The sequence below is a fragment of the Bradyrhizobium sp. SZCCHNR1051 genome (assembly GCF_032489615.1).
Classification (GTDB): Bacteria; Pseudomonadota; Alphaproteobacteria; order Rhizobiales; family Xanthobacteraceae; genus Bradyrhizobium.
Window position 1 is genome coordinate 199,064 of record NZ_JAUEYJ010000003.1, and the last position, 26,417, is coordinate 225,480.

23 protein-coding genes are annotated in these 26,417 nt (G+C 65.1%); 9 read left to right on the top strand and 14 right to left on the bottom strand.

The features are described from left to right. Nucleotides 1-67 precede the first annotated feature (67 nt). The 3 genes from QW868_RS04545 to QW868_RS04555 all read left to right on the top strand — a co-directional run bounded on the left by QW868_RS04545 (nucleotide 68) and on the right by QW868_RS04555 (nucleotide 5,207). Nucleotides 68-778, top strand: a complete 711-nt coding sequence (locus QW868_RS04545; RefSeq protein ID WP_315773920.1) for a GntR family transcriptional regulator — start codon at nucleotides 68-70, stop codon at nucleotides 776-778. Nucleotides 779-1,180: 402 nt separating this feature from the next. Beyond that, nucleotides 1,181-1,615, top strand: a complete 435-nt coding sequence (locus tag QW868_RS04550) for a response regulator (RefSeq protein ID WP_315777231.1) — start codon at nucleotides 1,181-1,183, stop codon at nucleotides 1,613-1,615. Next, entirely contained in the window at nucleotides 1,596-5,207 is a 3,612-nt protein-coding gene (locus tag QW868_RS04555; RefSeq protein WP_316230007.1) for a PAS domain S-box protein, read from the top strand. Before QW868_RS04550 ends, QW868_RS04555 begins: the two co-directional genes overlap by 20 nt. 112 nt (nucleotides 5,208-5,319) lie before the next feature. Here QW868_RS04555 and QW868_RS04560 read toward each other — a convergent pair whose 3' ends face one another. The 10 genes from QW868_RS04560 to QW868_RS04605 all read right to left on the bottom strand — a co-directional run bounded on the left by QW868_RS04560 (nucleotide 5,320) and on the right by QW868_RS04605 (nucleotide 15,511). Next, nucleotides 5,320-5,955: a response regulator transcription factor gene (locus tag QW868_RS04560; protein WP_315717165.1), complete on the bottom strand. Its 636-nt coding sequence runs from the start codon at nucleotides 5,953-5,955 to the stop codon at nucleotides 5,320-5,322. Between the two features lie 458 nt (nucleotides 5,956-6,413). Then, nucleotides 6,414-6,842: a response regulator gene (locus QW868_RS04565; protein WP_316230008.1), complete on the bottom strand. Its 429-nt coding sequence runs from the start codon at nucleotides 6,840-6,842 to the stop codon at nucleotides 6,414-6,416. A 219-nt stretch (nucleotides 6,843-7,061) separates the two neighbouring features. Next, nucleotides 7,062-7,385, bottom strand: coding sequence for a PilZ domain-containing protein (locus QW868_RS04570; protein WP_316230009.1), 324 nt, complete (start codon nucleotides 7,383-7,385; stop codon nucleotides 7,062-7,064). 34 nt (nucleotides 7,386-7,419) lie between these two features. Next, nucleotides 7,420-8,289, bottom strand: coding sequence for a protein-glutamate O-methyltransferase CheR (locus QW868_RS04575; RefSeq protein WP_316162517.1), 870 nt, complete (start codon nucleotides 8,287-8,289; stop codon nucleotides 7,420-7,422). Nucleotides 8,290-8,318: 29 nt separating this feature from the next. Further along, nucleotides 8,319-8,708, bottom strand: coding sequence for a response regulator (locus QW868_RS04580; protein ID WP_315716971.1), 390 nt, complete (start codon nucleotides 8,706-8,708; stop codon nucleotides 8,319-8,321). A 30-nt stretch (nucleotides 8,709-8,738) separates the two neighbouring features. Then, the gene (locus QW868_RS04585) at nucleotides 8,739-9,212 is read right to left on the bottom strand and encodes a chemotaxis protein CheW (protein ID WP_315740790.1); all 474 of its coding nucleotides are present in this window, start codon (nucleotides 9,210-9,212) and stop codon (nucleotides 8,739-8,741) included. Nucleotides 9,213-9,238: 26 nt separating this feature from the next. Further along, the gene (locus tag QW868_RS04590) at nucleotides 9,239-12,034 is read right to left on the bottom strand and encodes a hybrid sensor histidine kinase/response regulator (protein ID WP_315757213.1); all 2,796 of its coding nucleotides are present in this window, start codon (nucleotides 12,032-12,034) and stop codon (nucleotides 9,239-9,241) included. A gap of 258 nt (nucleotides 12,035-12,292) precedes the next feature. Next, a complete protein-coding gene (gene flbT, locus QW868_RS04595; protein ID WP_315740791.1) occupies nucleotides 12,293-12,688 on the bottom strand; it encodes a flagellar biosynthesis repressor FlbT in 396 nt (131 codons plus the stop codon). A 226-nt stretch (nucleotides 12,689-12,914) separates the two neighbouring features. Continuing rightward, a complete protein-coding gene (locus tag QW868_RS04600) occupies nucleotides 12,915-14,465 on the bottom strand; it encodes a flagellin (RefSeq protein WP_315740792.1) in 1,551 nt (516 codons plus the stop codon). 296 nt (nucleotides 14,466-14,761) lie between these two features. Further along, a complete protein-coding gene (locus QW868_RS04605; protein ID WP_315740793.1) occupies nucleotides 14,762-15,511 on the bottom strand; it encodes a histidine kinase dimerization/phospho-acceptor domain-containing protein in 750 nt (249 codons plus the stop codon). Nucleotides 15,512-16,167: 656 nt separating this feature from the next. Between QW868_RS04605 and QW868_RS04610 the strand changes: the two genes are divergently transcribed. From QW868_RS04610 to QW868_RS04630, 5 genes are all read left to right on the top strand, one after another. Further along, the gene (locus QW868_RS04610; protein ID WP_316230010.1) at nucleotides 16,168-16,890 is read left to right on the top strand and encodes a Crp/Fnr family transcriptional regulator; all 723 of its coding nucleotides are present in this window, start codon (nucleotides 16,168-16,170) and stop codon (nucleotides 16,888-16,890) included. A gap of 244 nt (nucleotides 16,891-17,134) precedes the next feature. Next, a complete protein-coding gene (locus tag QW868_RS04615) occupies nucleotides 17,135-17,524 on the top strand; it encodes a response regulator (protein ID WP_008968243.1) in 390 nt (129 codons plus the stop codon). Nucleotides 17,525-17,746: 222 nt separating this feature from the next. Then, on the top strand, nucleotides 17,747-18,061 hold the full coding sequence (locus tag QW868_RS04620; protein WP_316230011.1) for a response regulator: 315 nt from the start codon (nucleotides 17,747-17,749) through the stop codon (nucleotides 18,059-18,061). Between the two features lie 6 nt (nucleotides 18,062-18,067). Continuing rightward, on the top strand, nucleotides 18,068-20,617 hold the full coding sequence (locus QW868_RS04625; RefSeq protein ID WP_316230012.1) for a hybrid sensor histidine kinase/response regulator: 2,550 nt from the start codon (nucleotides 18,068-18,070) through the stop codon (nucleotides 20,615-20,617). A gap of 236 nt (nucleotides 20,618-20,853) precedes the next feature. Next, nucleotides 20,854-21,099, top strand: coding sequence for a hypothetical protein (locus QW868_RS04630; RefSeq protein ID WP_315740795.1), 246 nt, complete (start codon nucleotides 20,854-20,856; stop codon nucleotides 21,097-21,099). A 127-nt stretch (nucleotides 21,100-21,226) separates the two neighbouring features. On the opposite strand, the gene QW868_RS04635 is transcribed toward QW868_RS04630, so the two are convergent. Further along, nucleotides 21,227-21,832 (bottom strand): LuxR C-terminal-related transcriptional regulator, encoded by a 606-nt coding sequence (locus tag QW868_RS04635; RefSeq protein ID WP_316230013.1) that lies wholly within the window; start codon nucleotides 21,830-21,832, stop codon nucleotides 21,227-21,229. A gap of 315 nt (nucleotides 21,833-22,147) precedes the next feature. Here QW868_RS04635 and QW868_RS04640 point away from each other — a divergent pair, with 315 nt between their 5' ends. Further along, on the top strand, nucleotides 22,148-23,299 hold the full coding sequence (locus QW868_RS04640) for a hypothetical protein (protein ID WP_315740797.1): 1,152 nt from the start codon (nucleotides 22,148-22,150) through the stop codon (nucleotides 23,297-23,299). A gap of 33 nt (nucleotides 23,300-23,332) precedes the next feature. On the opposite strand, the gene ipdC is transcribed toward QW868_RS04640, so the two are convergent. The 3 genes from ipdC to QW868_RS04655 all read right to left on the bottom strand — a co-directional run bounded on the left by ipdC (nucleotide 23,333) and on the right by QW868_RS04655 (nucleotide 26,343). After that, on the bottom strand, nucleotides 23,333-24,970 hold the full coding sequence (gene ipdC / locus QW868_RS04645; RefSeq protein ID WP_316162523.1) for an indolepyruvate/phenylpyruvate decarboxylase: 1,638 nt from the start codon (nucleotides 24,968-24,970) through the stop codon (nucleotides 23,333-23,335). 156 nt (nucleotides 24,971-25,126) lie between these two features. Beyond that, a complete protein-coding gene (locus tag QW868_RS04650; protein WP_315740799.1) occupies nucleotides 25,127-25,318 on the bottom strand; it encodes a hypothetical protein in 192 nt (63 codons plus the stop codon). A 113-nt stretch (nucleotides 25,319-25,431) separates the two neighbouring features. Continuing rightward, nucleotides 25,432-26,343, bottom strand: coding sequence for an acyl-CoA acyltransferase (locus tag QW868_RS04655; protein WP_316230014.1), 912 nt, complete (start codon nucleotides 26,341-26,343; stop codon nucleotides 25,432-25,434). Nucleotides 26,344-26,417 lie beyond the last annotated feature (74 nt).

Genomic DNA, 26,417 nt, shown 5'->3' on the forward strand with positions numbered 1-26,417 from the left:
AATGCATTAGTGCATCTCTGACAAGGGCTGTTCTGCCCTGCGACATTCGAGCCGGACGTCCGACCAAATGGCATTGCCCGCGACGCCTGCTGCGGTTCTCCCGCCCGAACGGCTCGATCCGAGCCGGCGTGCGGCACCGCAGGTCTTCGAGCGGTTGCGCGACCAGATCATCGCGCTGGCGCTGCCGCCGGGAGCGCCATTGTCGCGGCCGGCGCTGCAAGCCGAGTTCGGCCTCAGCTCGACACCGATCCGGGACGCGCTGATGCGGCTGGCCGAAGAGGGCCTGGTCGACGTCTTCCCGCAGCATGCAACCCTGGTCAGCCGCATCGACGTGGCACGCGCGCAGCAGGCGCAGTTCCTGCGCCAGGCGCTGGAGCTCGAGATCGTGCGGCTGCTCGCGCTGACGCCGGCGGCGGCCCCGATCGACGAGCTGCATGCCCTGATCGCCCAGCAGAGACGGTTCGCCAAGGACGGCAACTTCACCTCGTTCACGATCGTCGACAACGCATTCCATGAGCGGCTCTACACCGCCGCGGACAAGCACGAGCTGTGGAGTCTGGTCCGCAGCCGCAGCGGTCACATCGACCGGCTGCGCCGGCTGCATCTGCCTTCGCCCGGCAAGGCGCAGACCATCCTGCGCCACCACAAGCAGATCGTCGACGCGATCGCCGCGGGCCGGCCGGACGAGGCGCAGACGCATCTGCGCGAGCACCTGACCGGCACGCTGAGCGACCTCGCGACCATTCGCGGCCGCTGGCCGGACTATCTCAGCGGCTAGCGGCCCGCCCAATCGGAGGACATAAGCGGTGTCACGCCGCACCCCGGCACGTCGCTCCTGTGGCCACTCCGTCCCGTGCAGGTCCGCATCGTCTCCCACCCGTCGCGCCGCCCGGGATCGTCGACCTTAGACATGTGCTCAAATATTGTGCATTCAGCGCGACTGCCCTCGCCGGGACGAGGCGATTGTGAAGCGCTCCGCGCCCTGCAACTACGGCGCGAGCGCCTCGAATGCAGGCACGGCGCCCGGATGGTCCACCCTTCGCCCGCACGGGACATCGATCACCGCGTCCCATCCTGCATGTGACTTGCGCGGCGAAGCGCTTGCGGCGCGCCGCGAATTGGGCAAAACCTTTACAACTGACCGTTGGTCTTGCTGCCAGCCAATCGGGAGATGCGGAGCGTGGCGAAGATTCTGGTCGTGGACGACGATCCGCTCATGCAGCTGACAATTCAGCGCGTGCTCGAACGCGCCGGTCACGTCGTCGGAATCGCCGGTGACGGCCAGAAGGCGCTCGTCCGCTTCAAAAGCGAGAGCTTCGACCTGGTGATCCTGGACATCTTCATGCCGGGCATGGACGGGCTGGAGGCGATGCGCATGATCCTCAAGCAAACGCCGGGTGTTCCGATCATCATGACCTCGGGACGTCCCCACACCCCGACCTCGATGTCAGAGCCCGACTATCTTGCCATGGCCACCAAGCTGGGAGCGGTTTCCGCATTGCCCAAGCCGTTCAAGCCGGCAGCCCTCCTGACGATGGTTTCCGATTGCCTGGCATCGGCAGGCGATCAGGCTACTCGACCCAGGCCAGGCCACGATGCTGTTCCGAACTCCTGACAGCCGAAGCGAAGAGCCCCTGCTGAGCGGCGCGCAGCCCGCGAGCGAGGGTCCGCGGCTCGGCGGCCGCATCACGCTGACGACGCGACTGGCTGTCGCGATGATCCTGCTGGTCGCGATCGCGGTGTTCGCCGTCGGCTGGCTCGGCTACCGCAGCCTCGAGCGGGCGCTGCTGCCGCGCGCGCTCGATCGAATCGAGTCGCATTCGCGCCTGATGGCGACCGAGCTCGAAAACTATGTCGGCGGTGCCCGCAACGACATCAACGGCTATCGCGCCTCGCCAAATCTGGCAACGTTGATACGCACGCTGAAGACGGGGGCTCCCGATCCCCGCGAAGGGCTGCCGGCGCAGTCGTGGCGCGAGCGGGTCGCAATGCGCTACTTCGCTGAGCTGCAGGCCAAGCAGACCTACGCGATGATCCGCCTTGTCGGGATCGAGAACAATTATCGCGAGCTGATCCGGGTCGACCGGCTCGGGCCGGGCAACACGGTGCGGATCGTTCCGGAGGACGAGCTGATCACGCGCGGCGAGCGCAACTACATCAAGGAGACGCTGAGCCTGCCGCCCGGCGGCATCCGGCTCTCGCCGATCATTCTCGACGGCAACACGACGGATCCCAAGACAGGCGTGCCGATGCTGTGCGTCGGCACGCCGGTGTTCGCGCCGGACGGCAAGCCGTACGCGATCCTGATGATCGATCTCGACATGCGCCCGATCTTCGCGCATCTGCGCACCGCGGCCCGGCCGGGCGCCCAGCTCTACGTGGTGAACGCCCGCGGCGACTATCTCTTCCATCCCGAATCAGACCGGGAATTCGCCTCCAAACGCGGCCGATCGACGCGATGGCAGGACGATTTTCCGACGCTCGCCGGCGCGACGGGCAGCGCCGAGAGTTTCGCGCGGATCCTGCACGACGAGGCCGATCGTCCCGGCGGCGTCGCCTTTGCTCCGGCGCTGCTCGCGGGACAGGAATGGGTGGCGGTGATCGAGACGATCCCGAACACCGCCTTCATGGCGCCCGCCCTCGCCATCCGCAAGACGGCGATCGAGGTCGGCCTGATCGCGATGCTGTGCGCAGCAGCGCTCGCCTTCGTGGTCGCGCGCTCGCTGACGCGACCGATCAACCAGCTGACCCAGGCCGTCGAAGGCGTGGGCCGCGGCGAGGCGGTGAACATTCCGCTCGAAGCGGTCGGCGAGACCGGCGTGCTGGCGCGCGCCTTTGCCCGCGTGCTGGACGAGGTTCGCACCAAGACCGCCGAGCTCGAGCGCGAAGTCCAGGAGCATTACCTGACCGAAGCGGCGCGCGACCATTTCGCCGCCCGCGAACGGCTCTACAGTGCAGCGGTGGAATCGTCGAACGACGCGATCGTGACGCTGTCGCTGGACGGCACCATCACTGCGTGGAATCCGGCAGCCGAGGCCATGCTGGGCTACTCCGCCGAGGAGGCCGTGGGCCGCCGTGCGGATTTCCTCGTGCCGCCAGAGCGCATGGCCGAGGCCCAGGACATTCTGGCGCGCATGGCCCGCGGCGAGCGGATCCAGCACTTCGAGACGGTGCGGATCCGCAAGGACGGTGAGCTGGTCCAGGTCTCGCTCAGCGTCTCGCCGATCAAATCACCGACGGGCCAGATCATCGGCGCCTCCAAGATCGCACGCGACGTCACCGAGAGCCGCCGGACCGAGCTGGCGCTGCGCCAGCAGACCGAGGAGCGGCGGCGCATCTTCGAGACGTCGCGGGACCTGATCCTCATCACCGACCGCAATGGCATCCTGGTCCAGGTCTCACCGAGCGTGGAGACGATTCTCGGCTATACGCCGGCCGAGATGATCGGCCGCAGCGGCGCGGATTTCATCCACTCCGGCGATCTGCTCAAAGCACGCGAGGAGCTTCGCGCCTCGCGCCTCGGCCTGCGCGCACGCACCTCCGATTGCCGCTACGTCCACAAGGACGGCCGCGTGGTGACTCTGTCTTGGACCTCGAACTGGTCGGAGCCGGTGCAGCGCCACTTCTTCATCGGGCGCGACATGACCGAGAGCCGGCTGGCGCAGGAGACGCTGCGGGAGAGCGAGCAGCTCGCCCGCAACATCATCGAGACCGCGCTCGATGCCTTCGTCCAGGTCGACGACAACGGCGCCATTCTCAACTGGAACTCCCAGGCCGAGAAGATCTTCGGCTGGTCGCGCGCCGAGATCATCGGCAAGGACGTGTTCGACGTGATCACGGTCGGGGACGTCGGCGAGGAGCTGCGCGAGGCGCTCGGCCGCATCCTGATGACCGGACAAGCGAGCGCGCTCGGGGTCGGCCGTCGGCGCGAGGTCATGGTGAAGCGGCGCGACGGCCGCGAGTTCAAGGCCGAGCTCAGCGTGACCGCGCTGAAGACCCGCAACGGCTTCGTGCTGAACGGCTTCTTCCGCGACCTCACCGACAAGATCGCGACCGAGGAGCGGATCCGCCAGTCCGAGAAGATGGAGGCGATCGGCCAGCTCACCGGCGGCATCGCGCACGACTTCAACAACATCCTCACCGTGATCACCGGCACAATCGAGATTCTCGCCGCGGCCGTGGCCAAGGAGCCGCAGCTCGCCGCGATCACCAGGATGATCGACGAGGCCGCCGCGCGCGGTGCCGATCTCACCCAGCATCTGCTCGCCTTTGCGCGCCGGCAGCCGCTGCAGCCGCGCGAGGTCGACGTCAACACGCTCATGATCGACACGGCCAAGCTGCTGCGGCCGACGCTCGGAGAGCAGATCGAGATCGAGTCCGTCTTCCAGGACGAGACCTGCGTGGCGCATGTCGATCCGAACCAGCTCGCCACGGCGGTCATCAACCTCGCGCTCAATGCCCGCGACGCGATGCTGAATGGCGGCAAGCTCATCCTGGAGACCGGCTGGGCCGACCTCGACGAGAACTACGCAAGTCTCTACGACGACGTGCGGCCCGGTCGCTACGCGATGATCGCGGTGAGCGACAGTGGCAGCGGCATTCCGGCCGCCATCATCGACAAGGTGTTCAATCCGTTCTTCACCTCGAAGGGGCCGGGCAAGGGGACGGGGCTCGGATTGTCGATGGTGTACGGCTTCGTGAAACAATCGGCCGGACACATCAGGATCTACAGCGAAGAAGGCCACGGCACCACGATCCGGATGTACCTGCCGCCGGGCAGCGAAGAGGCCGTCACGCAGCCATCGGGCGCCGCGCCGGCGATCCAGGGCGGCCAGGAGACGATCCTGGTGGTGGAGGACGATCGGCTGGTGCGCGGCTACGTTCTCGCCCAGCTCCATGCGCTGGGCTATGCGACGCTGGAGGCGGCCAATGCCGCCGAAGCGCTGGCGATCACCAATGCCGGGGAGCCGTTCGATCTGCTCTTCACCGACATCATCATGCCGGGGACGATGAACGGCCGCCAGCTCGCATCCGAGATCCAGCGGATTCGCCCGGCGCAGCGGGTCCTATTCACCTCCGGCTACACCGAAAATGCCGTGGTGCATCACGGTCGGCTCGACGAGGGAATTCTTCTGCTGCCGAAACCGTACCGCAAATCCGAGCTCGCCAAGATGATCCGCAAGGCGCTCGCCGCCACCGAGGCTTGAGCAATGCGGCTTGAGCAATGCGGCTTGACCATGCGGCCTGACCAACGTGGCCTGGCGCTTGCCATTGCCGCTGCTCCAGAGCGAGGCCACCTGCGGCGGCCCGGCCATCGGCTCAATTGGCGCGCGACGCCGTCATCACGATACGGATCAGATCGGCCGCGTTGCGCGCGCCGAGCTTCTTCATGATGTTGGCGCGGTGATCCTCGATCGTGCGCGGGCTGATGCCCAGCGTGCGCCCCGCCTCCTTGTTCGAGGCCCCCGCCGTGAACTGTTCCAGGACCTCGCGCTCGCGCCGCGTCAGCGGCTCGCGGCCGGGGAAATGCAGCGAGCCGATCTTCGGCGAGGCGTTCTCCTTCTGCCGCCGCGCGAACGCGCCGATCGCCTCGTTCAGACGGGCCACGATCTCACTGCCGCGGAACGGCTTCTCGATGAAGTCGAGCGCCCCGTTCTTGATCGCATTCACGGCCATCGGAATGTCGCCCTGGCCCGAGATCATGAAGATCGGAGCCGGATAGTCCTCGCCGTGCAGTTCCCTGAGAATGTCGAGACCCGACTTTCCGGGGATGTGCACGTCGAGCAGGATACAGGCCGGTGTCCTGCTCCGCGCCACCGCCAGGAGCGCGGCGCCGTCCGCAAAACAGATCACTTCATACCCACCCGCCGACAAGACCATCGAGAGGGTGTCACGCACGGCTGGATCGTCATCGACGACAAAGATCTCACCGCGAGAAGTTGTTTGTTCGGCCATGGGCGATTGCTCTTGCAAAGGAGAAGAAACAATGAAAGCGCGTGTTATGATACCATACTCGTCGGGTGCTTTGGGCACCCGTATTTGTACGGTTTATGGTCCTAACCCACAAGTAGTAGCTGCAGATCGGTGACCGCCTTCACGAGACCACGATCTGGACACGATCTCAAGGCAGCCGTCGTGAGCGGCATGCTGCTCTGCAAAACACATCAACGTCGACAGCGTCATGATCGACATCAAGCTCTGATCGCATCGGCGTTGCCGGCTTGCACCACGCCGAACGGGCATGCTCGGTGCCAGACTATTGCACGGCTCTTGCCACGAAAATCTGCACGGCATTTGACACAAGACGTGCAGCCGTCAGCCAGCCTTGCCCTCGTCTTGATCAGAGATCGGCGCGATTTGGACGTTGCACAGGATGTGCACTCTGGACCGCGGCTTGTGCCGATGCAGGTCTCTCAGGACCGATGCTTCGCGGCAACACTTTCGGCTGCGACGCCGCCCCAGGTGTGGACCACGGGCAGGCCGAGCGCAGTCTTGCCGAGATTGGCAAGGCAGATGCGCAGCGCCGCCAGATCGACCGGCTTCGGCAGACTCTGCAGGTCGATCCCGAGCGAGCGCGCGAACAGCCGGGCCTCAATTCGCTTCGCCGCATCCATGCCGCTGATCACGATCACGGAACCGGCGAAGCGGGTATCTGCGATGACCTTGAGGACCTCGGTCCCGTCGCCATCCTCGAGCATGAGATCGAGCGTCACGCAGTCGAAGCGCTTGTTGCGCACCTCGCGGATCGCGTCGCTGCAGGTGGCCGCGACCGTCACGGCATGGCCGGCCTGCTTGGCCGCCAGCGCGATCAGCGTCCGCGCGCTCCGGCCGGCTAGGTGCAAGTTCCGAACTCATGACCGGCATTGGTCGTTCCTGGACAATTTGACCGAGGTCATTGTCATACACGCCCGACCCTGCGGCGGCGTAAAGCGGTTCTCCGAAAACTGGCTCCCGGCCTTAGGACTTGCGCAGGATCCGGGGCGGCGCGTCTCCTCGTCGCTTCGCGCGCGGAAGCTTCCCGAGCGGTGGGCGAACGATGCGCCGCGCTGCCGGAAGGCGAATTAGTTGACGGTCGCTTCCTGGCCGCCGGAAGCGTTGCCACGCTTCTTCTTGTTCTTTCCCTTGATGAACTGGATGTCCATCTCGGAGCCGTTGACCCGGACCAACTCGCAGCGGCGGTAGGCGAGCCCCGTCGAGGACAGCAGCAGAAAGAACTCCTTCAGGTTCAATCCCTGGATCGATCCTTCGACCGTCAGCACCGCGTCGTTGTCCGAGATGGCGTTGAGCTGGCAGTCCCTGCGCCAGGTCCCGTCGATGCCCATGATGCAAACATCGTAGCCGCGGCTGAAGGTGACGCGCTCCGTACCTTTGTTCTCGTCAGACATCTTCGCGTCCTGCTCTGTTGGGCTGCGGGAACATCTAGTTGCCCGCGGCCGCGATCCTGGGCATTCCCGGAGCGGGCGCCTTCGCCGCGGAAGCGATCCCGCTCGGGCGATACAGGCCACGCCGGTCCGTGAGCGGCTTGAACACGTCGGTGAGGCCGACGACGGTCTCCGCAGCACCGAGTACGAGGAAGCCGTCCGGCTCCATCTGCTTGGCGAGCCGGCCGAAGATGTTGATCTTGGTGTCCTGATCGAAATAGATCAGCACGTTGCGGCAGAATACGACGTCGAACGTGCCGAGCTGGGAGAAGTCGTGCAGCAGATTGAGCTGCCGATGCTGGACCATGCCGCGCACGTCGGAATTGATCTGCCAGAGCTCGCCTGCCTGCTTGAAATATTTGACCAGAAGCTGGATCGGCAGCCCGCGCTGTACCTCGAACTGACTGTAGAGACCCGCTTTCGACTTCTCGAGCACTTCCTGGGAGAGATCGGTGGCGATGATCTCGATGCGCCATCCACTGAGCGCAGATCCCATCTCCTTGAGCGACATCGCCAGCGAATACGGCTCCTGGCCGGTCGAGCACGCGGCGCACCAGATCCGGATCGACTTGCGATTGGCGCGGGCCTTGAGGAGCTCCGGCATGATCACGTCACGGAAGTGATCGAACGGGACCTTGTCGCGGAAGAAGAACGTCTCGTTGGTCGTCATCGCTTCGACGACCTGACTGATCAGGGCGCTCGACCCGTCCTTCAGCTTCTGGACGAGATCGCTGATGCTGGCGAGACCGGCCTTGCGCGCGAGCGGAAGCAGGCGGCTCTCGATCAGATATTGCTTGTCGGCAGACAGATCGAGACCCGATTTGTCTCGAAGCAGCTTGCGCAGGAACTCATAATCAGGCTGGTTCACGGACGGCCTCTTCTGGGCAGACGAAGGGATCAGGCGGATTCGGCTGACAGCGCCTGGATGAGACCGACTTCCTGGAATTTGGCGGCGACAATCTCTTTGTCGAACGGCTTCATGATGTATTCGTTGGCGCCAGCGTTCAGCGCGCGCGAAATATGATCGATGTCGTTCTCCGTGGTGCAGAACACCACCTTCGGGCCTTCGCCGCCCGGCAGCCGGCGCAGGCGCCCGAGGAAATCATAGCCGTCCATGACGGGCATGTTCCAGTCGAGCAGAATGGCGTCCGGCAGGCTCTTGGTGCAGATCTCGAGCGCCCGCTCGCCATCCTCCGCCTCGACGACGGAGAAGCCCAGCTCCTCCAGGATACGGCGTGCGATCTTGCGCACGACGCTGGAGTCATCCACGACCAGACAGCTCTTCATTGTTGTCTCCCCTATGGGACGGTTGACGGACTAGGCGGCGATTGCTGCCTTCGGCAGGAGCTCGAGCACGCGATCGACATCGAGGATGACCATCAGCTGACCGTCGAGGCGGTGCACGCCGCCGGCGAGCTTCGCCATGCGCGGGTCGAGATTGACCGGGTTCTCCTCCCGGCTCTCCTCGGGCAGCCGCAGCACCTCGCCGATCTGATCGATCAGGAGACCATAGGACTCGCCACGCAGATCGACGCCGACCGCCATCGGCGGCTTGCCGTCCTCGGCACGGGCGAGGCCGAGCCGCGCCCGCATGTCGACGACGGTCACGATGCGGCCGCGCAGATTGAGGACGCCGGCGATCTCCGCCGACGACAGCGGCACCCGCGTCACCCGCTCCGGCATGAACACGTCCTGCACCCGGGAGATGGGCAGGCCGAACAGCTGACCGCCGATCATCGCAGTGACGTATTCGACGGCGGCGCCTTCGGTGGTTTCGATCTTGCTGCTCATCGCACGCTACTCCTGTCCGCTTGCTGTCACGCGGCCCGCCGGTTGGCTTCGGCGCGCGCCCGTTCCTCGATCTGTTCCTTCAGCGCCGCGATCAGGCCGGGACGGTCGAACTTGGCGATGTAGTCGTAGAGCCCGGCCTGGCGGCCGCGCTCGATCGCCGCCGGCGACACCAGCGACGACACCGCGATGACCGGCATCTGGTTCAGGTTCTGGTCGGCGCGGATCGCCTCGGTGAACTCGAAGCCGTTCATCTCCGGCATCTCGATGTCGGTGACGACGATGTCAAAGCTGTGCCCGGAACGCAGCGTGGCGAGGCCCTCGATCGCCGACGCCGCCGTGCGCACCTTGTAGCCGGCCGACTTCAACACCGGCGCCAGCATGTTGCGGAAGAACGGCGAGTCGTCGACCAAGAGCACCGACTGCGTCTGCGACTCGGTCGCCATCTCCTTGCGGATGAACCAATCGGCGAACGCCATCGGCAGGAAGTGGCCAACGTCGATCACTTCCGTCGCCTGGCCCTTGATCACCGCCGAGCCGAGGATGCCGTCCTTGGCGCCGGAGACCTGGATGTTGAGCCGCTCCTCGACGATGTCGATGATCTCGTCGACCACGAGGCCCATCGCCCGGGTCTCGTCGGCGAACACCAGGATCGGCTGCGAGCCCGACGTCTGCACCGACACGCCTTCCATCTGCACCAAGGGCATTAGCTGGTCGCGGTACTGCACCATGTAGCGGCCGTTGGAGATCTCGATCTTGTCGGCCGCGATCTCCTCCAGGCGCGTGACCAGCGCCAGCGGCACCGCCTTGGGCTGCGCCGTGCCGGCGCGGAACACCAGCAGCGAGGTGAGCTGCTCACCGCCGATGGCGTGATGCGCGGCGTGCTCGTCCGACACCGCCTGCGAGGCCGAGCCGGCGGCGCCGAGCGCCTTGGCGATACCGTTCGGATCGATGATCATGATCACGGCGCCGTCGCCCAGGATGGTGTTGCCCGAGAACATGTCGATGTGACGCAGCTTGGTCGACATCGGCTTGACCACGATTTCCTCGGTGTGGAACACGCAGTCGACCACGATGCCGAAGGTCTGGTTGCCGACCTGCGTCACCACGATGAAGCCGTTCTCCGGATCGGTCGACGAGCCGTCGTCGATCTTCAAGAGCTTCTTCAGATGCATCAGCGGCAGCAGCTTGTTGCGCAAGCGCAGCACCGCGGTGTCCTTGATGCGCTCGATGCGGTGCTCGGAGTTGGCGCGCGCGCGCACCAGCTCGACGACCGACAATTGCGGGATCGCGAAGCGGTCGCCGCCGGCTTCGACGATCAGCGCCGAGACGATCGCGAGCGTCAGCGGGATCTTGATGGTGACCGAGGTGCCCTCGCCGAGCACCGACTTGATGTCGATGGTGCCGCCGATCTGGTCGATGTTGGTGCGCACCACGTCCATGCCGACGCCGCGGCCCGAGACCGAGGTGACGGCGGCCGCGGTCGAGAAGCCCGGCTCGAAGATGAACTTGTGGATCTGCGCTTCCGTCATCTTCTCGAGCTCGGCCTCGGTGACGAGGCCGTTCGCCAAGGCCTTGGCCTTGATGCGCTCGGTGTTGAGGCCGCGGCCGTTGTCGGCGATGCAGATGATGATATGGCCGCCTTCGTGATAGGCGGACAGCCGGATCGTGCCCTGCTCGGCCTTGCCGGCCGCGGCGCGCTCGGCCATCGTCTCCAGGCCGTGATCGGCGGAGTTGCGCACCATGTGGGTGAGCGGGTCCTTGATCAGGTCGAGCACCTGGCGGTCGAGCTCGGTGTCGGCGCCGTGCATCTCGAGCTCGATCTGCTTGCCGAGTTCGGTGGCGAGGTCGCGGACGATGCGCGGCAGCTTCTGCCAGGCATTGCCGATCGGCTGCATGCGCGTCTTCATGACGCCCTCCTGCAGCTCGGCGGTGACGTTGGACAGCCGCTGCAGCGGCACCTTGAACTCGGTGTCCTCGTTGCGGCGGGCGATCTCGAGCAGCTGGTTGCGCGTCAGCACCAGCTCCGAGACCATCGTCATCAGATGTTCGAGCGTGTCGACGTTGACGCGGATCGACTGGTTGGCGACCTTGTCGTTCTCGTGCACCTCGCCATCGGCATTGGCCTTGGCGCGCGCCGCCTTCTTCGGCGCCTCGGCCTTGGCCTCTGCTTCCGCCTTGGCAGGCCCGGCCTTGGCAACCGGCGCCGGGGCAGCGGCTTTGGGCTCAGGCGCCTTCTCATGCGCGGGCGGCAACTCGATCGCGGTCTCGCGGAAGGCCCGCTCGAGCTCGTCGAGCGACACTTCGCCCGGACGCAGCGGACGCTCCAGCGTCTGGTCGATCAGCGAGCCGTGCGTGACCGCGGGCGCGGCCGGCGCTGCAGGCGCAAGCGGTGGCGCGGTCTCGCCGGCCATCGCGATCGGCTCCGCCGACGCGGCCATTGCCGCCATGCCGCGCTCGACCATGGCTTCGAGCTCGCTGATGAGGTCGCGGTCCTCGCCTTCGGGCTCGGCCTCGTTGGCCTCGAGCTGTCCGAGGATGTCCTTGATGCGGTCGATGGTGGTGAGGATCAGCGTCACGGCCTCGCCGGTGACCGGCATGCCGTCGCGGAACTTGCCCATCAGGGTCTCGGCGGCATGCGCCAGCGCTTCGAGCCGCGGCAGGCCGAGGAAGCCGCAGGTCCCCTTGATCGTGTGCACCAGCCGGAAGATGTTATCGAGGATCTTGGCGTTGTTCGGCTCCTGCTCGAACCGCACCAATTGATTATCGACGGTGTCCAGGCTCTCGCTGGTCTCCGTCAGGAACTCACGCAACAGGTCATCCATGAAACTGGCCTTCCAAGAATTGGCGCCGCGGTCACGGGGCGACCGCTGATCCCTGTCAGAGCAACGGTCGGTCCCAGCCTTCACCAGCCGCGCGGATCGATACCCGGCCCTCGCTGACTGGGCTGAACAGACTTTCTGTCCGTGCCATCGTTAGGTGGGGCTTTTATCCGTCCCGTTAATTTTATTGTCCGTGCTAATACGGACGTAGCATCAACCTCTCAGGCTGCGGCGAGCCCGGCCCCTTCGGCGGCCGGAATGTCAAGGCATCGCTTCGGCCGGCGCGACTGCGCGATCCTCTCGCTCGATCAGCGCCCTGATCTCCTTCAGCGCCTTGTACAGCGCTCCTTCCGTGACATGACGATCCACCGTCTCGGCTTGGCCGGCGGCTTCCGGAATCGCCCTGCGCAACTCGTTCATGCAGGCGAGATAGGACGCGCGATAGCGGATCGCGTCGTTCTTCAGATACATTGTCTGGACGCAGAGATAGAGGCGCTTGGCCGGCGTATCGGCGGTCTCGGCGGTGACGGTGTCGCGTTCGCGGAGTATAGGCGCGTCGCCTTCGACGATGAAGCGGGCGCGCGTGTTCGAATTCACGATGACGCTGTCGCCGATCACGATGCGCTCGAAAGGCTTCAGCTCGACCCGCAGGGGCATGACCCAACTCTCCTCTCAGAAGGCTCCTCTCGGGAGTCTCCTCTCGGGAGCGGCGTCGTCGGCAGGCTGCATTCGCGTCGACACGACGTTGCTCTCGTGCTCGCTGTCCGGCTGATCCGGCGCCGCAGACGCCGAAGCCGAGCGACGTCAATCTTCGATTATTCTAGAGCCGAAAACGGCGGGGCAAGCCCCGCCGCCTCCGATGTTCGTGGGTGCCGCCCGCGCCTTAGCGCAGGAGCTGCAGCACGCTCGCCTGCGACTGGTTGGCGAGCGACAGCGCGGACACCGCGATCGACTGGCGGGTCGACAGCGCCTGGCTGTTGGCCGCTTCCTCGTTGGTGTCGGCCAGCGTCAGGTTCGACGAGCCGGTCTGCAGCACGTTGATCAGGTTCTTGTTGAAGTCCTGACGAACCTGCACGACCGAGAGGTTCGAACCCAGCGTCGAGGCCTCGTTGCGCAGCGTGGAGCTCGCGGTGGTGAGCACGCCGATGACCTTGTTCGCCGAGCTGTTGTCGAGGAAGTCGGTGCCCGAGGTCAACGTCGAGAGGCCGAGGCCCGCCGAGTTGAACGTGACACCAGTGATCGACAGCGTCGACTTGCCGGTTTCGTTGAAGGTCAGCTTCAGCGTGTCGCCGTTCAGCAGGTTGATGCCGTTGAACGAAGCGTCAGCAGCGGTCGTGTTGATCTGCGCCAGCACGTTGTTGTACTGGGAGACCAGGCTTGCGCGCTGCGTCTGCGCGGTCGCATCCGCCACCGGAGCCGCCGCCGTCAGACCATTGAAGGCCTGGCTGGCCGCAGCCGACGTACCACCGATCGCGCCGATCGTGGCCGAAGCCGCGTCGTTGGTCGTGGTGATCGAGATCTTGCCGGTGGACGAGTCGACCGTGGCCTGCAGGTTGTTGGCTGCGAGCTTGGCGTTGAGATCGTTCAGCGACTTGACCTGTCCTGTCCCTAGACCGAACGTGATGCTGGTCGCCGTGCCACCTCCTGTGGCGCCGACCGTCAAGGTCTGGCCTGACAAGCCATCGCCGACGGCAGTCAGCCCGAGCTTGCCCAAGGTGCCGGTGCTGCCCGAGAGCGTCAATCCCGCCGCCGGAGGCGTCAGGGTGATCGCACCCGCGGTGATCGACGCGGTCACGCCGGTCTGGGTCTGGATCGCCGACAGCAGGTTGCTGACGCTGTCGCCGATGCCGATGTTGGTGCCGGACGAGGAGGTGCCGGTGACGAAGGTGAAGGTGGTGCCGTTGACGACCAGCGTCTCACCGGAGGTGATGCCGGTGGCGAGGTTGTTCGACGCGGTGCCTGCCGTACCCGACAGCTTGGTCGAGCCGGTGATCGCCACCGCGCTCGAGGTATTGTCGTTGTTCACGACCGAGCCGGTCACAGCCGTCGAGCTGGAGCCGAGCAGGTCGGTGGCGGTCGCGCCGGTCAGAGCCGCCGAGGTCACGCTCGACTTGGTGGAGTAACCCACCGCGCTCTGCAGCACCTGGTTGGCGATCGACTTGGCGCTGTCGACGAGCTTCTGCAGCGAGGTGATGCCGGTGTTGGCGGCCTGCAGCACCTGCACGCCGTTGCCGATGCCGTCGAGCAGATTGGAGATGTCGGAAGCGCGGTTGTCGAGACCCTGGGCGGTGAAGAAGTTGGTCGGATTGTCGAGCGCCGAGTTGACCTTCTTGCCCGTGGAGAGGTTGTTCTGCGTGGTCGCGAGGAGCTGAGCCGTCGACTGGAGCGAGAGCAGGTTCTGGCGAACCGACGCGGAGAGGACGATACCTGACATTGTCATTCCCTTCTGGATGAACATGAGTAAACATCGCCGCACCGTTCTGTCGGCGATGGCGCAGACTGGTCCGCGGAATCCTACCCGTTCGTTAAATTGATCCCGGAACGGCCGCGCGCGGCATCCGCCCCCGCCGTTAATCCTAATTGGCCGCTAATCAGTTCGATCAAATGCGCGCAGACCGCAGAGACTCGCGGTAAAATGGCGCGCTGACACGGCCTCGCGGTCGGCGTGCGCCGATGCGCGGCGTGACCGTTAAGGCAGCGCTAACTATGAGCTTGCGGAAGAGCGGCCGACTACGAGGGGACGCGGTCCGCGCGCGGGAGGACGATCTCGACGCCGGCGGTCCGGCCGCGCGGCTCCTTGAGCTCCAGACGTCCGTTCGAACGCCTGACGAAATCCTCGACCATGCGGATCTCCGAGAAGGCGGGATCGGCCGGAGAGGCATCCGCCGCGCTCACTGACGCCGTCAACACGATCAGCACGTCGGAGGAAATGCCGTCGGCACCCGAGGCGTCCGCACGCATGCGCCTTGCCTCGATGTCGATGCGGCCGCCATGCTCCAATCGATGTCGGGCCCCGATCGCAAGACACAGCAGTGCCGCCATCAGTTGTCCCGGATCGGCGAAGACGGCCGGCACGTCCGCGCCCACCGATGTCGTCACCTCGACCTCGGTGCCCAATGTCGGACGAAGCAGACGAGCGACGTCGATCAGGAGCTCGTTCAACTCCACCGCACATGGCAGCGGCGGCCGGCCTCTTGCGAACGACAGAAGCTGCGAGGTCAATCGAGCGCCACGAGTCGCAGCCTCGTCGATCAGACGCGCGACGGCCGCCAGTTCGGGCTTGTCCTCGACCGCTTCGGCGAGAATGTCGATGGTCCCCGTGATCACGGTGAGAATGTTGTTGAAGTCGTGCAGCAGGCCACCGGCAACCTGACCGACGATCGCCATTCCTGGGTGGATGTCCGGCGTCGCTGCGGCCGGAATGTCTACGCCCGCGCTTGGCAACGACTGGTTGGACCGCTGGTAGGTGGAAGAGGCCATGAATCCTGCATTACCTGTTGGGGGGGAGGACGGCGGGGCTACCGGGACGCAAACGAACGGACGCCGCTGCAACGTTCAGCTTCGTCGTGGCGCTCAGTCTCATCGCTGACCATCGATCGCGCTCCAGCTGGATGCAGCATCAGGCGGACTCCTGCTCCTGCAATGACGACAACCTCGTCACCGCCAGTCGCAAAACACCGGCCGATGCCTCCACTCGCGACGAGGGTTGCATCCGACAGGAAAAGATCCGTCAACGAATCAGCGCGCTTATTAGCGATTTTGGCTTCAAGATGTCCGCTGTCAATGCGGCCGCATGCTACGTGGTGTTCGTGCCCGCCGGAGCTGCGGCGGCCGGAGCAAGAAGGAGGCTCGCCGCAAGCGCGTTACGCTGCTTTCACCAGCCGAGGCGAGGCTGATGCGTGCCGACTGTATACAACAGCGCGCTATCAGATCAGCACATCGCACACATGTTGATGGCCAAATGCGCAACCGCGCATCCGCGCCCGTCTGCACGACAACGAGCACAGCAGGAACGAATGGCCTTTACTGGGAATATTACCCGTGATTCTTCTTGTCAGCGGATGGGACGCAGTTCTATGGAACCATGAGTGCATTGAGATCTGCGAGGCTCCGTTACTGCAATGCAGGAGATGGCTTTGGACCCCAGCTTGCGTTCTCCGAACGGCTTCCTGTCGTCACTGACCGACGATGACTTCGAGCTGATCCGACCCTATCTGCGGACCGTGGATCTGGTGCAGGACACCATTCTCGCCGAGGTCGGCGAAAAGCTTTCGCGCATCTACTTTCCTCATCGCGGCGTCATCTCGCTGGTCGTGAACCTCGCGCGCGGAGAGCGTGTTCAGGTGGCGATGATCGGTCGCGATAGTCTCTTCGGAAGCATGTCCCTGCTCGCGGGCGGCGATCCGGTGGTGCTGAACAGCGCGGCGGTCCTCGTTCCCGGTGCTGCATCGGTCGTCGACATCGACAAGGTACGGGCGGCCGCCGAACAGAGCCCCTCGTTTCGCGCGCTGATGTTGCGCCACGCACTCGCCATCTACGTGCAGAGCCAGCAGACCGCCGGTTGCAACGCCGCCCACACCGTCGAGTCGCGTCTCGCCCGTTGCCTGCTGCAGACGCATGACCTTTCAGGCGGCAACAAGCTCTACATCACCCAGGAGGCCCTGGCGCAGATGATCGGCGCCCGGCGCAACAGCGTCTCGCTGGTGGCGAGCACGCTGCAGCAGGCGGACTTCATCCACTATAGCCGCGGCCATATCGAGATCATCGATCTGGACGGGCTGAAGAAGACGGCGTGCGAGTGCTACGGTACGGTGAAGGCCCACTACGAGAATCTGGTCCGGCCACGCAGCGTGCCGTGAGCAGGCGTCGTTCCGGCCCTCGCTCGTCGCGCGCCGTTGCCTCGCCGAGCGCCCTTGCCTCCGTACAACTACGGCCCGTGGCATGATCCCCATCGTCGGCACCGCTGGAATTAACGCGCTGTTCAACGGGCGCTGATAATTGTCGACGTGCTGACGAGCGCGAGTTCCAAGAGGCGTCGAATAATCTTCGTGCTGATATACCTCGCCCGTGTTCGGCTTTTGACCAAACGCGCGGAGTAATGACATGGCCTTTGATCTGTCGATGCCGATCCTGGTGGTCGATGACTACGCCACTATGATCCGGATCATCCGCAACCTGCTGAAGCAGCTCGGATTTGAGAACGTCGACGACGCCAGCGACGGATCGGCCGCGCTCTCGAAGATGCAGGCGAAGAAGTACGGTCTGGTGATCTCCGACTGGAACATGGAACCGATGACCGGCTACGACCTGCTGCGGGAGGTGCGCGCCAGCCCGGAGCTGTCGAAGACCCCGTTCATCATGATCACAGCCGAGTCGAAGACCGAAAACGTCATCGCCGCCAAGAAGGCCGGCGTGAGCAACTACATCGTCAAGCCGTTCAACGCGGCGACGCTCAAGACCAAGATGGAAGCCGTGTTCGGCCCGGCCGAATAGCCGAGCTCCGTGGGAATGTCCTGCGCGGCGGCCGGACCGGTGTTCGGCCGCTTTCTCTTTGGCGGGCGAACTCCGCGTGGTTGACGACGGCAGGACGCATACATCGCCGTGCCCTCCCGTAGTCGTACGGAAACCAAAATTTACGAGGGGGTCAGAGCCGGCCGATAGGCATAATCCTGCTTGCCGATGACCGCGTCAGGGTGGCAACGGGACAGGGAATTCATGCGCAACGAACTCCTCGTGATCGAAGATGCCGCCGTGCATCTTTCCATCTTGCGAAAGATTGCAGCACAGGCCGGCTTCAACACGACGGACGTGAGCCCGGTCGACGCAGCCTCGATCGTCCTGCAGAAGAGGAACTTGGACTGCGTCATGCCGGACCTCTCGCTGGACAACCGCCCCGGCACCGAGGTTCTCGAGCTGAACATAGATTCTCCCTTCTGGAAGCCGATCGATCTGATGCGGCTCCGGCAGACTCTGAAGCAGATCGCGCAGGAGACCGATTGCCGGCGGCTGGTCAGAGCGGCGGGCTGGTAGCAAGCGATGAGCAACAAGAAACGCTTTCTGGGAGCGCCTGCAGCGATCGCGCTGATCCTCATCTGCGTCATTGCCGGCAGCAACCTGTTCTTCCTCACCAACCTGCGCGAGAACGCGCTTCAGCACGCCGAGGAAGATCTCAGCCGCCATAGCCTCACGCTTGCAGAGAACGCCGACCGCTCGGTGAAATCGGTCGACCTCGTGCTCACCAGCGTGCGCGACTACCTGGTGCGCGGCGGCGCCATCGACGCTGCAGCGTTTCGCAAGGTCGCGTCAGACCATCAGACCCACCTCCTGCTCAAGGAGAAAATCGCGGGACTGCCGCAGATCGATGCGGTGACGCTGATCGACGCACAAGGCGGGCTCCTGAACTTCTCGCGCTACTGGCCGATCCCGGACGTCAACATCGCCGACCGCGACTATTTCAAGGCGCTGAAGGCCGACCCTGCACTGCGGACCTTCCTCAGCACGCCGGTTCAGAATCGCGGCGACGGCACCTGGAACATCTATTTTGCCCGCCGGCTCGACGATTCCAATGGCGAGTTCATGGGCATGATGCTCGGCGCCATGTCCGTGCCCTATCTGGAGAACTTCTTCGGCTCCACCGCGCAGGGTCTCGATGCCGCGGTGTCGCTGATCCGCGAGGACGGTACGCTGCTCGCGCATTTTCCGCCTACGAGCGAGATCGGCAAGCCGACCTCCGGCTTCGGTCACCGCGCGCTGTCGGCCGGCGGCGTGCTGCGCGAACCCTCCGCACGAACCGGCGAGATGCGCCTGCGGGCGGCAAAGATGCTGCCGAACTATCCCGCGATGATCGTGGTGTCGGTGTTCGAGCACGACGTCCTGAAGGCCTGGCGCGACATGGCGACGCTTCTGGTCATCGTGTCCCTGGTGAGCGCGATGGCCGTGTTCGCGGCCGCCGTCCTGATCTCACGCTGGTGGGAACGCCACGAGCACCTGATCGAGGCCGCCGAGGCCGCGAACGCGGCGAAGTCCACCTTCGTCGCGATGATGAGCCACGAGATCCGCACGCCGATGAACGCGGTGCTCGGCCTCGCCACGACGCTGCTGGAGACCAATCTCGATCCCGAGCAGCGCCGCTCGGTGGTGGCGATCCACAATGCCGGCGACAATCTGCTCGAGATCCTCAACGACATTCTCGACTTCTCCAAGCTCGAATCCGGCCAGCTCTCGCTCGAGGACATCGCGTTCTCCGCCGAGGCCCTGGTCCACAACACGCTGAGCATCATCGGTCCGCGGGCTTCCGCCAAGGACCTGAAGCTGAGGAGCGTCAGCGACCCGGCCGTGCCGCCGGCGCTGGTCGGCGACGCCGGCCGCATTCGCCAGATCCTGCTCAACCTGGTGTCCAACGCGGTCAAGTTCACCTCGTCCGGCGAAGTGGTCGTCACGACGCGCTGCATCGAGAAGGATGACGAGAAGGCGACGGTGGAATGGACGGTGACCGACACCGGCATCGGCATTGCCGCCGACAAGATCGGCTCGCTGTTCGCGAACTTCGTCCAGGCCGACAATTCGATCAGCCGCCGGTTCGGCGGCTCCGGACTCGGGCTTGCGATCTGCAAGCGCCTGATCGAGCAGATGGGGGGTGACATCAAGGTCACCTCGACGCTGGGCAGCGGATCCACCTTCTCGTTCCGCCTGACGCTGCCGATTGCCGAGACCATCGCGGTGCCAGAGCAGAACGACGACGGCATCTACACCTCGCTGCAGAACCGGATCGCGGCGTTCGGCCGGCCGCTGCGCGTCCTCGTGGTCGACGACAATCCGACCAATCGCCTGGTCGCGACCAAGATGCTCAAGGATTTCGACATCCAGACCGACACGGCCTGCGACGGCGCCGAGGCCGTCACCGCCGCCAGCCGCTTCAACTACGACCTGATCCTGATGGACGTCCGCATGCCGGAGATGGACGGCTTCCAGGCAACCCGGACCATTCGCGCGCGAGGCGAGCGCCGTTCCAACGTGCCGATCATCGCCTTCACGGCGAACGCCTTCATGGAGGATATTCGGGCCTGCCGGGAAGCCGGGATGAACGACTTCGTCGTCAAGCCGGCCCGCAAGAAAGCGCTCGTGGAAGCCATCCTGCGCGTGCTGCCCCTGCCCGTGCCGGTGCTGGACACCGTGGCGTCAGACGCCCCGCTGGTGCCGGCCCAGCCGGATGCCAGGGCCGCCGACATTGCCACCGACACCGAAATTGCTCCCGAAGCCGCGCTCGACCGCGAAGCCTATGCCGAGCTGGTCGGCGAGATCGGAGACGAGGCCGCGGAGGAGATCCGCGACGTGTTCTTCAGCGAGACGGATGCGCGGCTGAAGCAGCTCCGCCAGCTGACGCTCGACGGCGAGCGCATCAAGATCGGCCGCGAGGCGCATTCGCTGAAGAGCGCAGCCGGAACCTTCGGGTACCGCCGGCTTGCGACCTACGCGCTCGCGCTGGAGAAGAGCGCGCCACGCCTGTCCGCCAAGGAGTATGCCGAGCTGCTCGACAACATCGAGGCCGCCTACGCCGCCGCCCGCGCCCAGGAGCTGCAATATTGAAAGCGGGGGAGGCCGCAGGCCTCCATGGCGCAATCCGATCGGCGTCTCGCACGCCGCACCGCCGCGACGGGCTCGGACGACCGAGATGGCAAACGGGACCTTCACGACGCGGATTCGCTGAACCTGATCTTCATATTCCCTTACAATAAGTTGACGCCGTACTTCTACGGCTCACGATTTTCACAATCAACTAATCATGAGCTGCGAGACTCGGGGTCACATAGGAGATGTGTCCCATGTTTACTTTTGAAACCGCCGACCAGAAGGAAGTCAGGCGTTTCCGAATTGCGCAGTTCAACGGCCGGACCGCGACCGTGAAATCCGGCGGATCGACGATCACCGGCCACGTCCGTTCAGTCATGGAGAACGAAGCGAGCGTACCGCCGCGCTGGACCATTACGATCGTGCCGGCACCGCCCAAGGCGCAGGCGCCGCTGCGCCCGACCTCCCGGGTTCGCCCCTTCGCCGAGGATTATTTCTGACAGCACGGACGTCCGCGTCCCGCTCAGCGCGTTCGACCGAGCCGGTCGGACGCCGATCTTCATTGCCTGCAGCGCGGGGCACTGCGGGGGTCGAAAGCGCGAGCGCGGCATTCGCGCTCGTCCGCCGTCATCCGATCTGGTTGAGAAGTGCTGCGCGAACGAGCTCGGCTGTGTTGCGCGCGCCAACCTTGCGCATGGCCTCGGCGCGATGGCTCTCGAAGGTGCGGGGGCTGATGCCCATGCGCAAGGCGCCCTCCTTGTTCGAATGCCCCTCACTGATCAGCTTGAGAACCTCGTGTTCGCGCGGGGTCAGCGACTTGCTGGCCCGGCCGGGTGGTCGCGCGGGCGCCGCGCCCTGCTCGTGAGCCGGCACCGTCCGCGACAGCGGTCTTAACTGCCCGTGCGCGCCGGACATCTGGTTGACCAGGGCGCAGATCCGCTCGGTCTGCAGCAACGCGTTGTCGACGACCACCTGGACATGCCGGCGCTCGCCGGGCGTCCTGGCGATCTCGTCGCTGCGCTGCTTGATTTCCTCCATGTAGAGCATCAGGGCGGTGAGCGAACCGTTCAGCTGACGCGCCAAAGCGAGCGTGGCCTGGTCGTCGTGACGTCCCATCGCGAGCGGCGCAGATGTGCCGGAACGGGTCGCCAGGAGGTCCGGGTCGTTAACTCCTTGGCCGCCCGGAGCAGGTGCGGCATGAGCGTCGGAAAGGCTGTTGTTCAGCTGTGCCATGCCTCATTCTGACGCGGCGGCAGCTTTAACATGGTTAATTATACCGTCCGTAGCAATACGGGATTTTTCCCGACAACTCGTGCAACCGCCGCTAATTTTCCCAAAAGTTACAATCTGAAATGGTTAAGCCGGGCGTGATGCCGTGCTTCGGGAGACCCGTCCCTGGCGCGTGCCGCGACGCCTGTCCACGATGTCGTGCAATGCTACGATTGTTTCCTGACATTAATTTCGCACCAACTGTTTCGTGCTTCGATGAGCTCCGTGCTCGTCCGTGGAGACGAGCGACCTTGACATATAGCTGACAGCCTGACGCCAATGGGACCGGTCGACCGGATCTGGGAATTCCTGCAGCGGTTGTCACCGCTGACACGAAGCTGCCTGCTCAGCGAGCTCGAACGGCTGGAGCTGAGCGGCGTCGACATGCCGGGATCCGCCGACCTCCAGGCCCGGCTGCGCGCCGAGATCCGCAACAACAATGGCGCCGGCGGCCACCGCACCATCAATCCTTCGCGCTACTTCTTCATGCCCGTCGAGCAGCTTCTCATCGACGGTTCGCCGGAGCATGCCAATGAGGGCCGCATTGCCCGCGGCTCCCTCACGCCGATCTGGGAATGGATCTCGCGCGATCTGCTGCCGACCATGGCGCGAGACTACAACGCGCAGATGAAGGACCTGATCGCCGGGGACAAGCAGCGCGAGATCCGCCAGGTCGCGAGCGCGTTCCAGACCAAGGTGACGAAGTCGCTGGAAGGCACGTTGGCGCGCGCCGAGGGCATCGAGCAGGTCCGCAGCAAGCTGAAGGCCTATACGGCCTCGCCGTCGGTGTTCGACGACGTCGTCAAGCTGTTGAAGGCGCTGCGCGCCCGCGAGGAACTCGCTAAGTTCGCCGATTCGCTGCCGGACCGGATCGTTGAGTTCGACGATCCGCAGGTGAAGAAGATGGTGCTGCTGCTCGATGCGCTGCGCAAGAGGCAGCCGGAAGCCGTGCCCTTTGCGTTGACGCTGGTCGCCAAGCGTCTGAAGGAGCCCTGGCAGGTGTTGCGGCTGGCGACCAAGGCGGCGCGCTCGAAGAACGTCGCGGATGTCATCGCGGCGCCCTACGCCATGACCGTGCCGATGGTGCTCGATCAGCTCGAGGACAAGCGGCTCGCGCTTCGTGTCGCGTTGAAGAACAACCGCGTCGTGACCGCCAAGGAAATCCTCACCAGCATCTATGACATCGAGTATGCGATCCAGGTCCGCATCGATCGCATCGACGAGTCCGAGTGGGGCACGCGCCTGAACGCCATCATGGCCAATACCGACAGAATGGTGCAGGCCGAGGTCAAGCGCTTCCCCGCAGAAGTTGGGCACGTGCTCGGCTCCAACAGGCTGCGCAGCCATCGCTCGTTCGGCGGCCGCCTCACCTATTTCGCCTGGAAGGGCCGTGACGCGATCAAGACGGTGCTGCGGTCGGCAACCGGTTGACGGCCGCGCGTTCAAAGCGCCCTTCCGGCCATCCTATCCCTGGGCCATGCGCTCGCGCGCCGACTTGAAGCCTGCCACGAAGCGCGCCAGCGTGTCCGAGGTCTTGCCGCGCGGCAGCATCACTTCGATCAGCGAGAAGCGTCCGCGCCGATGCACCGCGCGCTCCAGCGCAGCGACGAGCTCGCTCCGGGTGGCGACGCGCTCGCCGGTGCCGCCGATGGAATTGGCGATGTCGGCATAGTGCCAGTCATCGAGATCGTTGAACCGCGACTCCGGCTGGAACACGCGCAGCATCTCCCAGCTGCAATTGTTGAACAGCACGACGATCGGATCGAGGCCGTAGCGGCGACAGTTGCCGAGCTCCCATCCGGTCATCTGGAATGCGCCGTCGCCGACCAGGATCAGCGGACGAAGGCCGGTCGCGGCCACGCCGATGCCGGCCGGCACGCCGAAGCCCATCCCGGCGTAGTAGCCCGGCGCGGCCAGCGCCGTGTTGTCGATCTCCATCGCGGTGAACAGACAGTCGCCGATATCGGAGGTCATCGGCATCCGGCCATGGCGATCGAACATGTCATTGATCGCGGTCGCGATGTCCGAAGGCGCGATCGGCGCACCATCGGCCGCGAGACCGCGCGGATAGGCCGAGCGCTGCCGCGGCAGGCCGGACGCCGCGGCCCGCGGCGTCGCGCGCTCGTCCAGCGCATCGATCAGATCGCCAAGCGGCATGTCGCGATAGGCGTGATGGCCGATCTGGACCTCACGGCTGGCGGCCAGGATCATGCGGCGCGGGTCCGGCGCCCGGTTGGACAGCGCGAAATTGGTGTCCGACAGGATGACGCCCAGCATCAGCACGAGATCAGCATTCTCGACCAGCTCCGTGATCGCCGGGTTGCCCGCGGCGCCAAGATAGGTGCCGGCGACGACATCGTCGGCCCTGTCGAGCAGGCCGCGGCCCATGAAGGTCGTCACCAGCGGCAGGCCCAGCTTGCGCGCGAGCGCGGCGATCCTGTCCTCGACGCCGTAGCGCCGGATTTCGACGTCGACGACGATCACGGGACGCTCCGCCTGCGCGATGCGGGCGAGGATCTCCTCGACGCATTCGTCGAGCGCCTCACGGCTGGCCCGCCGCGGCGGCAGCGGCACCACCGGCTCGACCTCGGCATCGACCATGTCGCGCGGAAATTCGAGATAGACCGGCAGCGACATCTCCTTCGCGCTGCGCAGCACGCGCGCAATCTGGGCCGGCGCGGTGGCCGGATCGGTCAGCACCGCCTGATCGCAGGTGATCTCCTTGAACACCGCGAGCTGCGTGTCGACGGTGCGGGCCTGGTGGTGTAGCAGAAAACCGGAGACGCGCTCACGCGCGCCGGGCGCGCCCGCGATCACCACGACCGGCGAGCGTTCGGCATAGGCGCCGGCGACCGCGTTCACGACGTTGAAGGCGCCGGCGCCATAGGTGACGACGGCGACGCCGAGGCCGCCATGATAGCGCGCGGCCGCATCCGCGGCGAAGCCGACCGCCGGCTCATGGCTCAGCGTGAAGCTCGGCAGGATGTTGCTCTCCTCGATGACCTTGAACAGCGGCAGCACGAAGTCGCCGGGAATGCCAAAGATCTCGCGGGCGCCGTGGTCCTTCAGGGCGGCGAGCAGCGCATGGGCAAGAGCAGGCATCCGGATCCCCTGAGCGTGGCGTGACGTTCAGCCGGTGCTACACGATGAGGGGCGGACTGCCAACCGCCGGCCGTTCGGTCTGCGAGCCGTACAGTCCGGATTGCCCCGTCCAAACTTCATGCTGGAGCGGCAAGGCCCGAGCTCACCCGCGCCACATCAGTTCGCCGTCAGCCGCAGAACCTGGGCGGAGGGTGCAACGCCATGCGGGACGGCAAGCGTAACCGTGAACAGGATGGCGACTGCCATGATCATGCAGAGCTTCATCATGACCGTCCTGCGATCGGTGATCGGCAGGAACAGGAAGAACAGCAGCATCGCCGCCAGCGCGAGTTCGAAAATGTAAGACATGGATGACCACCTCCGTTGCCAGGAGGATGGCGCAGGCCGGAAGCTCAGACTGTGCGTGCCGTCACATCCCGGCCGCCGCAGTGGGACCATGCAACCCAATCGATTGCCACCTCTCAGCCGTCGAACAGCGCGGCCTCGGTAAAGGCGAGATCGCCGAGACGCGGCGGATGCGGACCCTTGGCATATTTGCGTCCGCGCTTGTCCGAGTACCAGCCGGCCAGCCCGGCAACGGGCTCGTTCGCATCGAGCCGCACCAGCAGGCCGCCCCGCCGCAGCAGGAACCGGCCGATGTTGCCGGCCAAGCGCACGAGGTCGGCGACATCCCGGCAATACAGCAGGCGATACACCGGCAGCGCGTTCATCACCCGGTGCTTCTGAAACACAAACGGATACGCCGCATCGGCCTCGCGCCCGACGAGACTGAGACACCCCCATTGCGCATGCTGCCGCAACAGATCGGCCGCGTCGGGAGAGAGCCCATGCACATCGTCCTCGGAGAATTCTTCGATACGGACATCCGAGCGCGATCGCGACAGGGCCAGCGCAGCGTAGACTTGTCCCTTGCAGTAGACCGAAAAGCCCTGAGCCTCGACCTGCGGCCAAGTGTGCGGGGCCGGCGTGATGTTGAAATAAGTCACCGTCTTGTCGCGCGTCGCCGCGCGCACCAGCATCGAGCTGAAAGCACGGAACGCCGGCTCGACATACCAGCTCGAGACATTGGCCCTGACGATCGGCTTACCGCCGCTGTGGAGCTCGGAGAACAGCAGCAGGATCACGCCGACGGGAACGTCGCCATGGTCGAGACAATAGCCGAATGCCGGAAAGCCGGCCGGCCGCGGGCGCGCCGCGTGGCGTTCGAGTCCGCGCAACCAATAGGCCTCACTGCGAAAGGCGAATCCGCGCGTCAGCAGCGCGGCGACCGCTGGCAGATCCGCCGAGCGGATCTCTCGGATGCGAACCCCGGTCACGGCCTGCGCCGGCACCGGCCTGTCGTTCGCAATCTCGGCCTTTTTGATCGGCTGCATTCCAGCATCACCCGAGAGAGGTCCAGCGCGTCACCCGTCGCGCGGCGGGATTGTCGTGGCTGCAATTATCGTAA

Coding starts and splice junctions, on each gene's coding strand:
- QW868_RS04545 (WP_315773920.1), top strand. CDS start 68: ATGGCATTGCCCGCGACGCCTGCTGCGGTTCTCCCGCCCGAACGGCTC.
- QW868_RS04555 (WP_316230007.1), top strand. CDS start 1,596: ATGCTGTTCCGAACTCCTGACAGCCGAAGCGAAGAGCCCCTGCTGAGC.
- QW868_RS04560 (WP_315717165.1), bottom strand. CDS start 5,955: ATGGCCGAACAAACAACTTCTCGCGGTGAGATCTTTGTCGTCGATGAC.
- QW868_RS04570 (WP_316230009.1), bottom strand. CDS start 7,385: ATGTCTGACGAGAACAAAGGTACGGAGCGCGTCACCTTCAGCCGCGGC.
- QW868_RS04580 (WP_315716971.1), bottom strand. CDS start 8,708: ATGAAGAGCTGTCTGGTCGTGGATGACTCCAGCGTCGTGCGCAAGATC.
- QW868_RS04585 (WP_315740790.1), bottom strand. CDS start 9,212: ATGAGCAGCAAGATCGAAACCACCGAAGGCGCCGCCGTCGAATACGTC.
- QW868_RS04590 (WP_315757213.1), bottom strand. CDS start 12,034: ATGGATGACCTGTTGCGTGAGTTCCTGACGGAGACCAGCGAGAGCCTG.
- flbT (WP_315740791.1), bottom strand. CDS start 12,688: ATGCCCCTGCGGGTCGAGCTGAAGCCTTTCGAGCGCATCGTGATCGGC.
- QW868_RS04600 (WP_315740792.1), bottom strand. CDS start 14,465: ATGTCAGGTATCGTCCTCTCCGCGTCGGTTCGCCAGAACCTGCTCTCG.
- QW868_RS04605 (WP_315740793.1), bottom strand. CDS start 15,511: ATGGCCTCTTCCACCTACCAGCGGTCCAACCAGTCGTTGCCAAGCGCG.
- QW868_RS04615 (WP_008968243.1), top strand. CDS start 17,135: ATGGCCTTTGATCTGTCGATGCCGATCCTGGTGGTCGATGACTACGCC.
- QW868_RS04620 (WP_316230011.1), top strand. CDS start 17,747: ATGCGCAACGAACTCCTCGTGATCGAAGATGCCGCCGTGCATCTTTCC.
- QW868_RS04625 (WP_316230012.1), top strand. CDS start 18,068: ATGAGCAACAAGAAACGCTTTCTGGGAGCGCCTGCAGCGATCGCGCTG.
- QW868_RS04630 (WP_315740795.1), top strand. CDS start 20,854: ATGTTTACTTTTGAAACCGCCGACCAGAAGGAAGTCAGGCGTTTCCGA.
- QW868_RS04635 (WP_316230013.1), bottom strand. CDS start 21,832: ATGGCACAGCTGAACAACAGCCTTTCCGACGCTCATGCCGCACCTGCT.
- QW868_RS04640 (WP_315740797.1), top strand. CDS start 22,148: ATGGGACCGGTCGACCGGATCTGGGAATTCCTGCAGCGGTTGTCACCG.
- ipdC (WP_316162523.1), bottom strand. CDS start 24,970: ATGCCTGCTCTTGCCCATGCGCTGCTCGCCGCCCTGAAGGACCACGGC.
- QW868_RS04650 (WP_315740799.1), bottom strand. CDS start 25,318: ATGTCTTACATTTTCGAACTCGCGCTGGCGGCGATGCTGCTGTTCTTC.
- QW868_RS04655 (WP_316230014.1), bottom strand. CDS start 26,343: ATGCAGCCGATCAAAAAGGCCGAGATTGCGAACGACAGGCCGGTGCCG.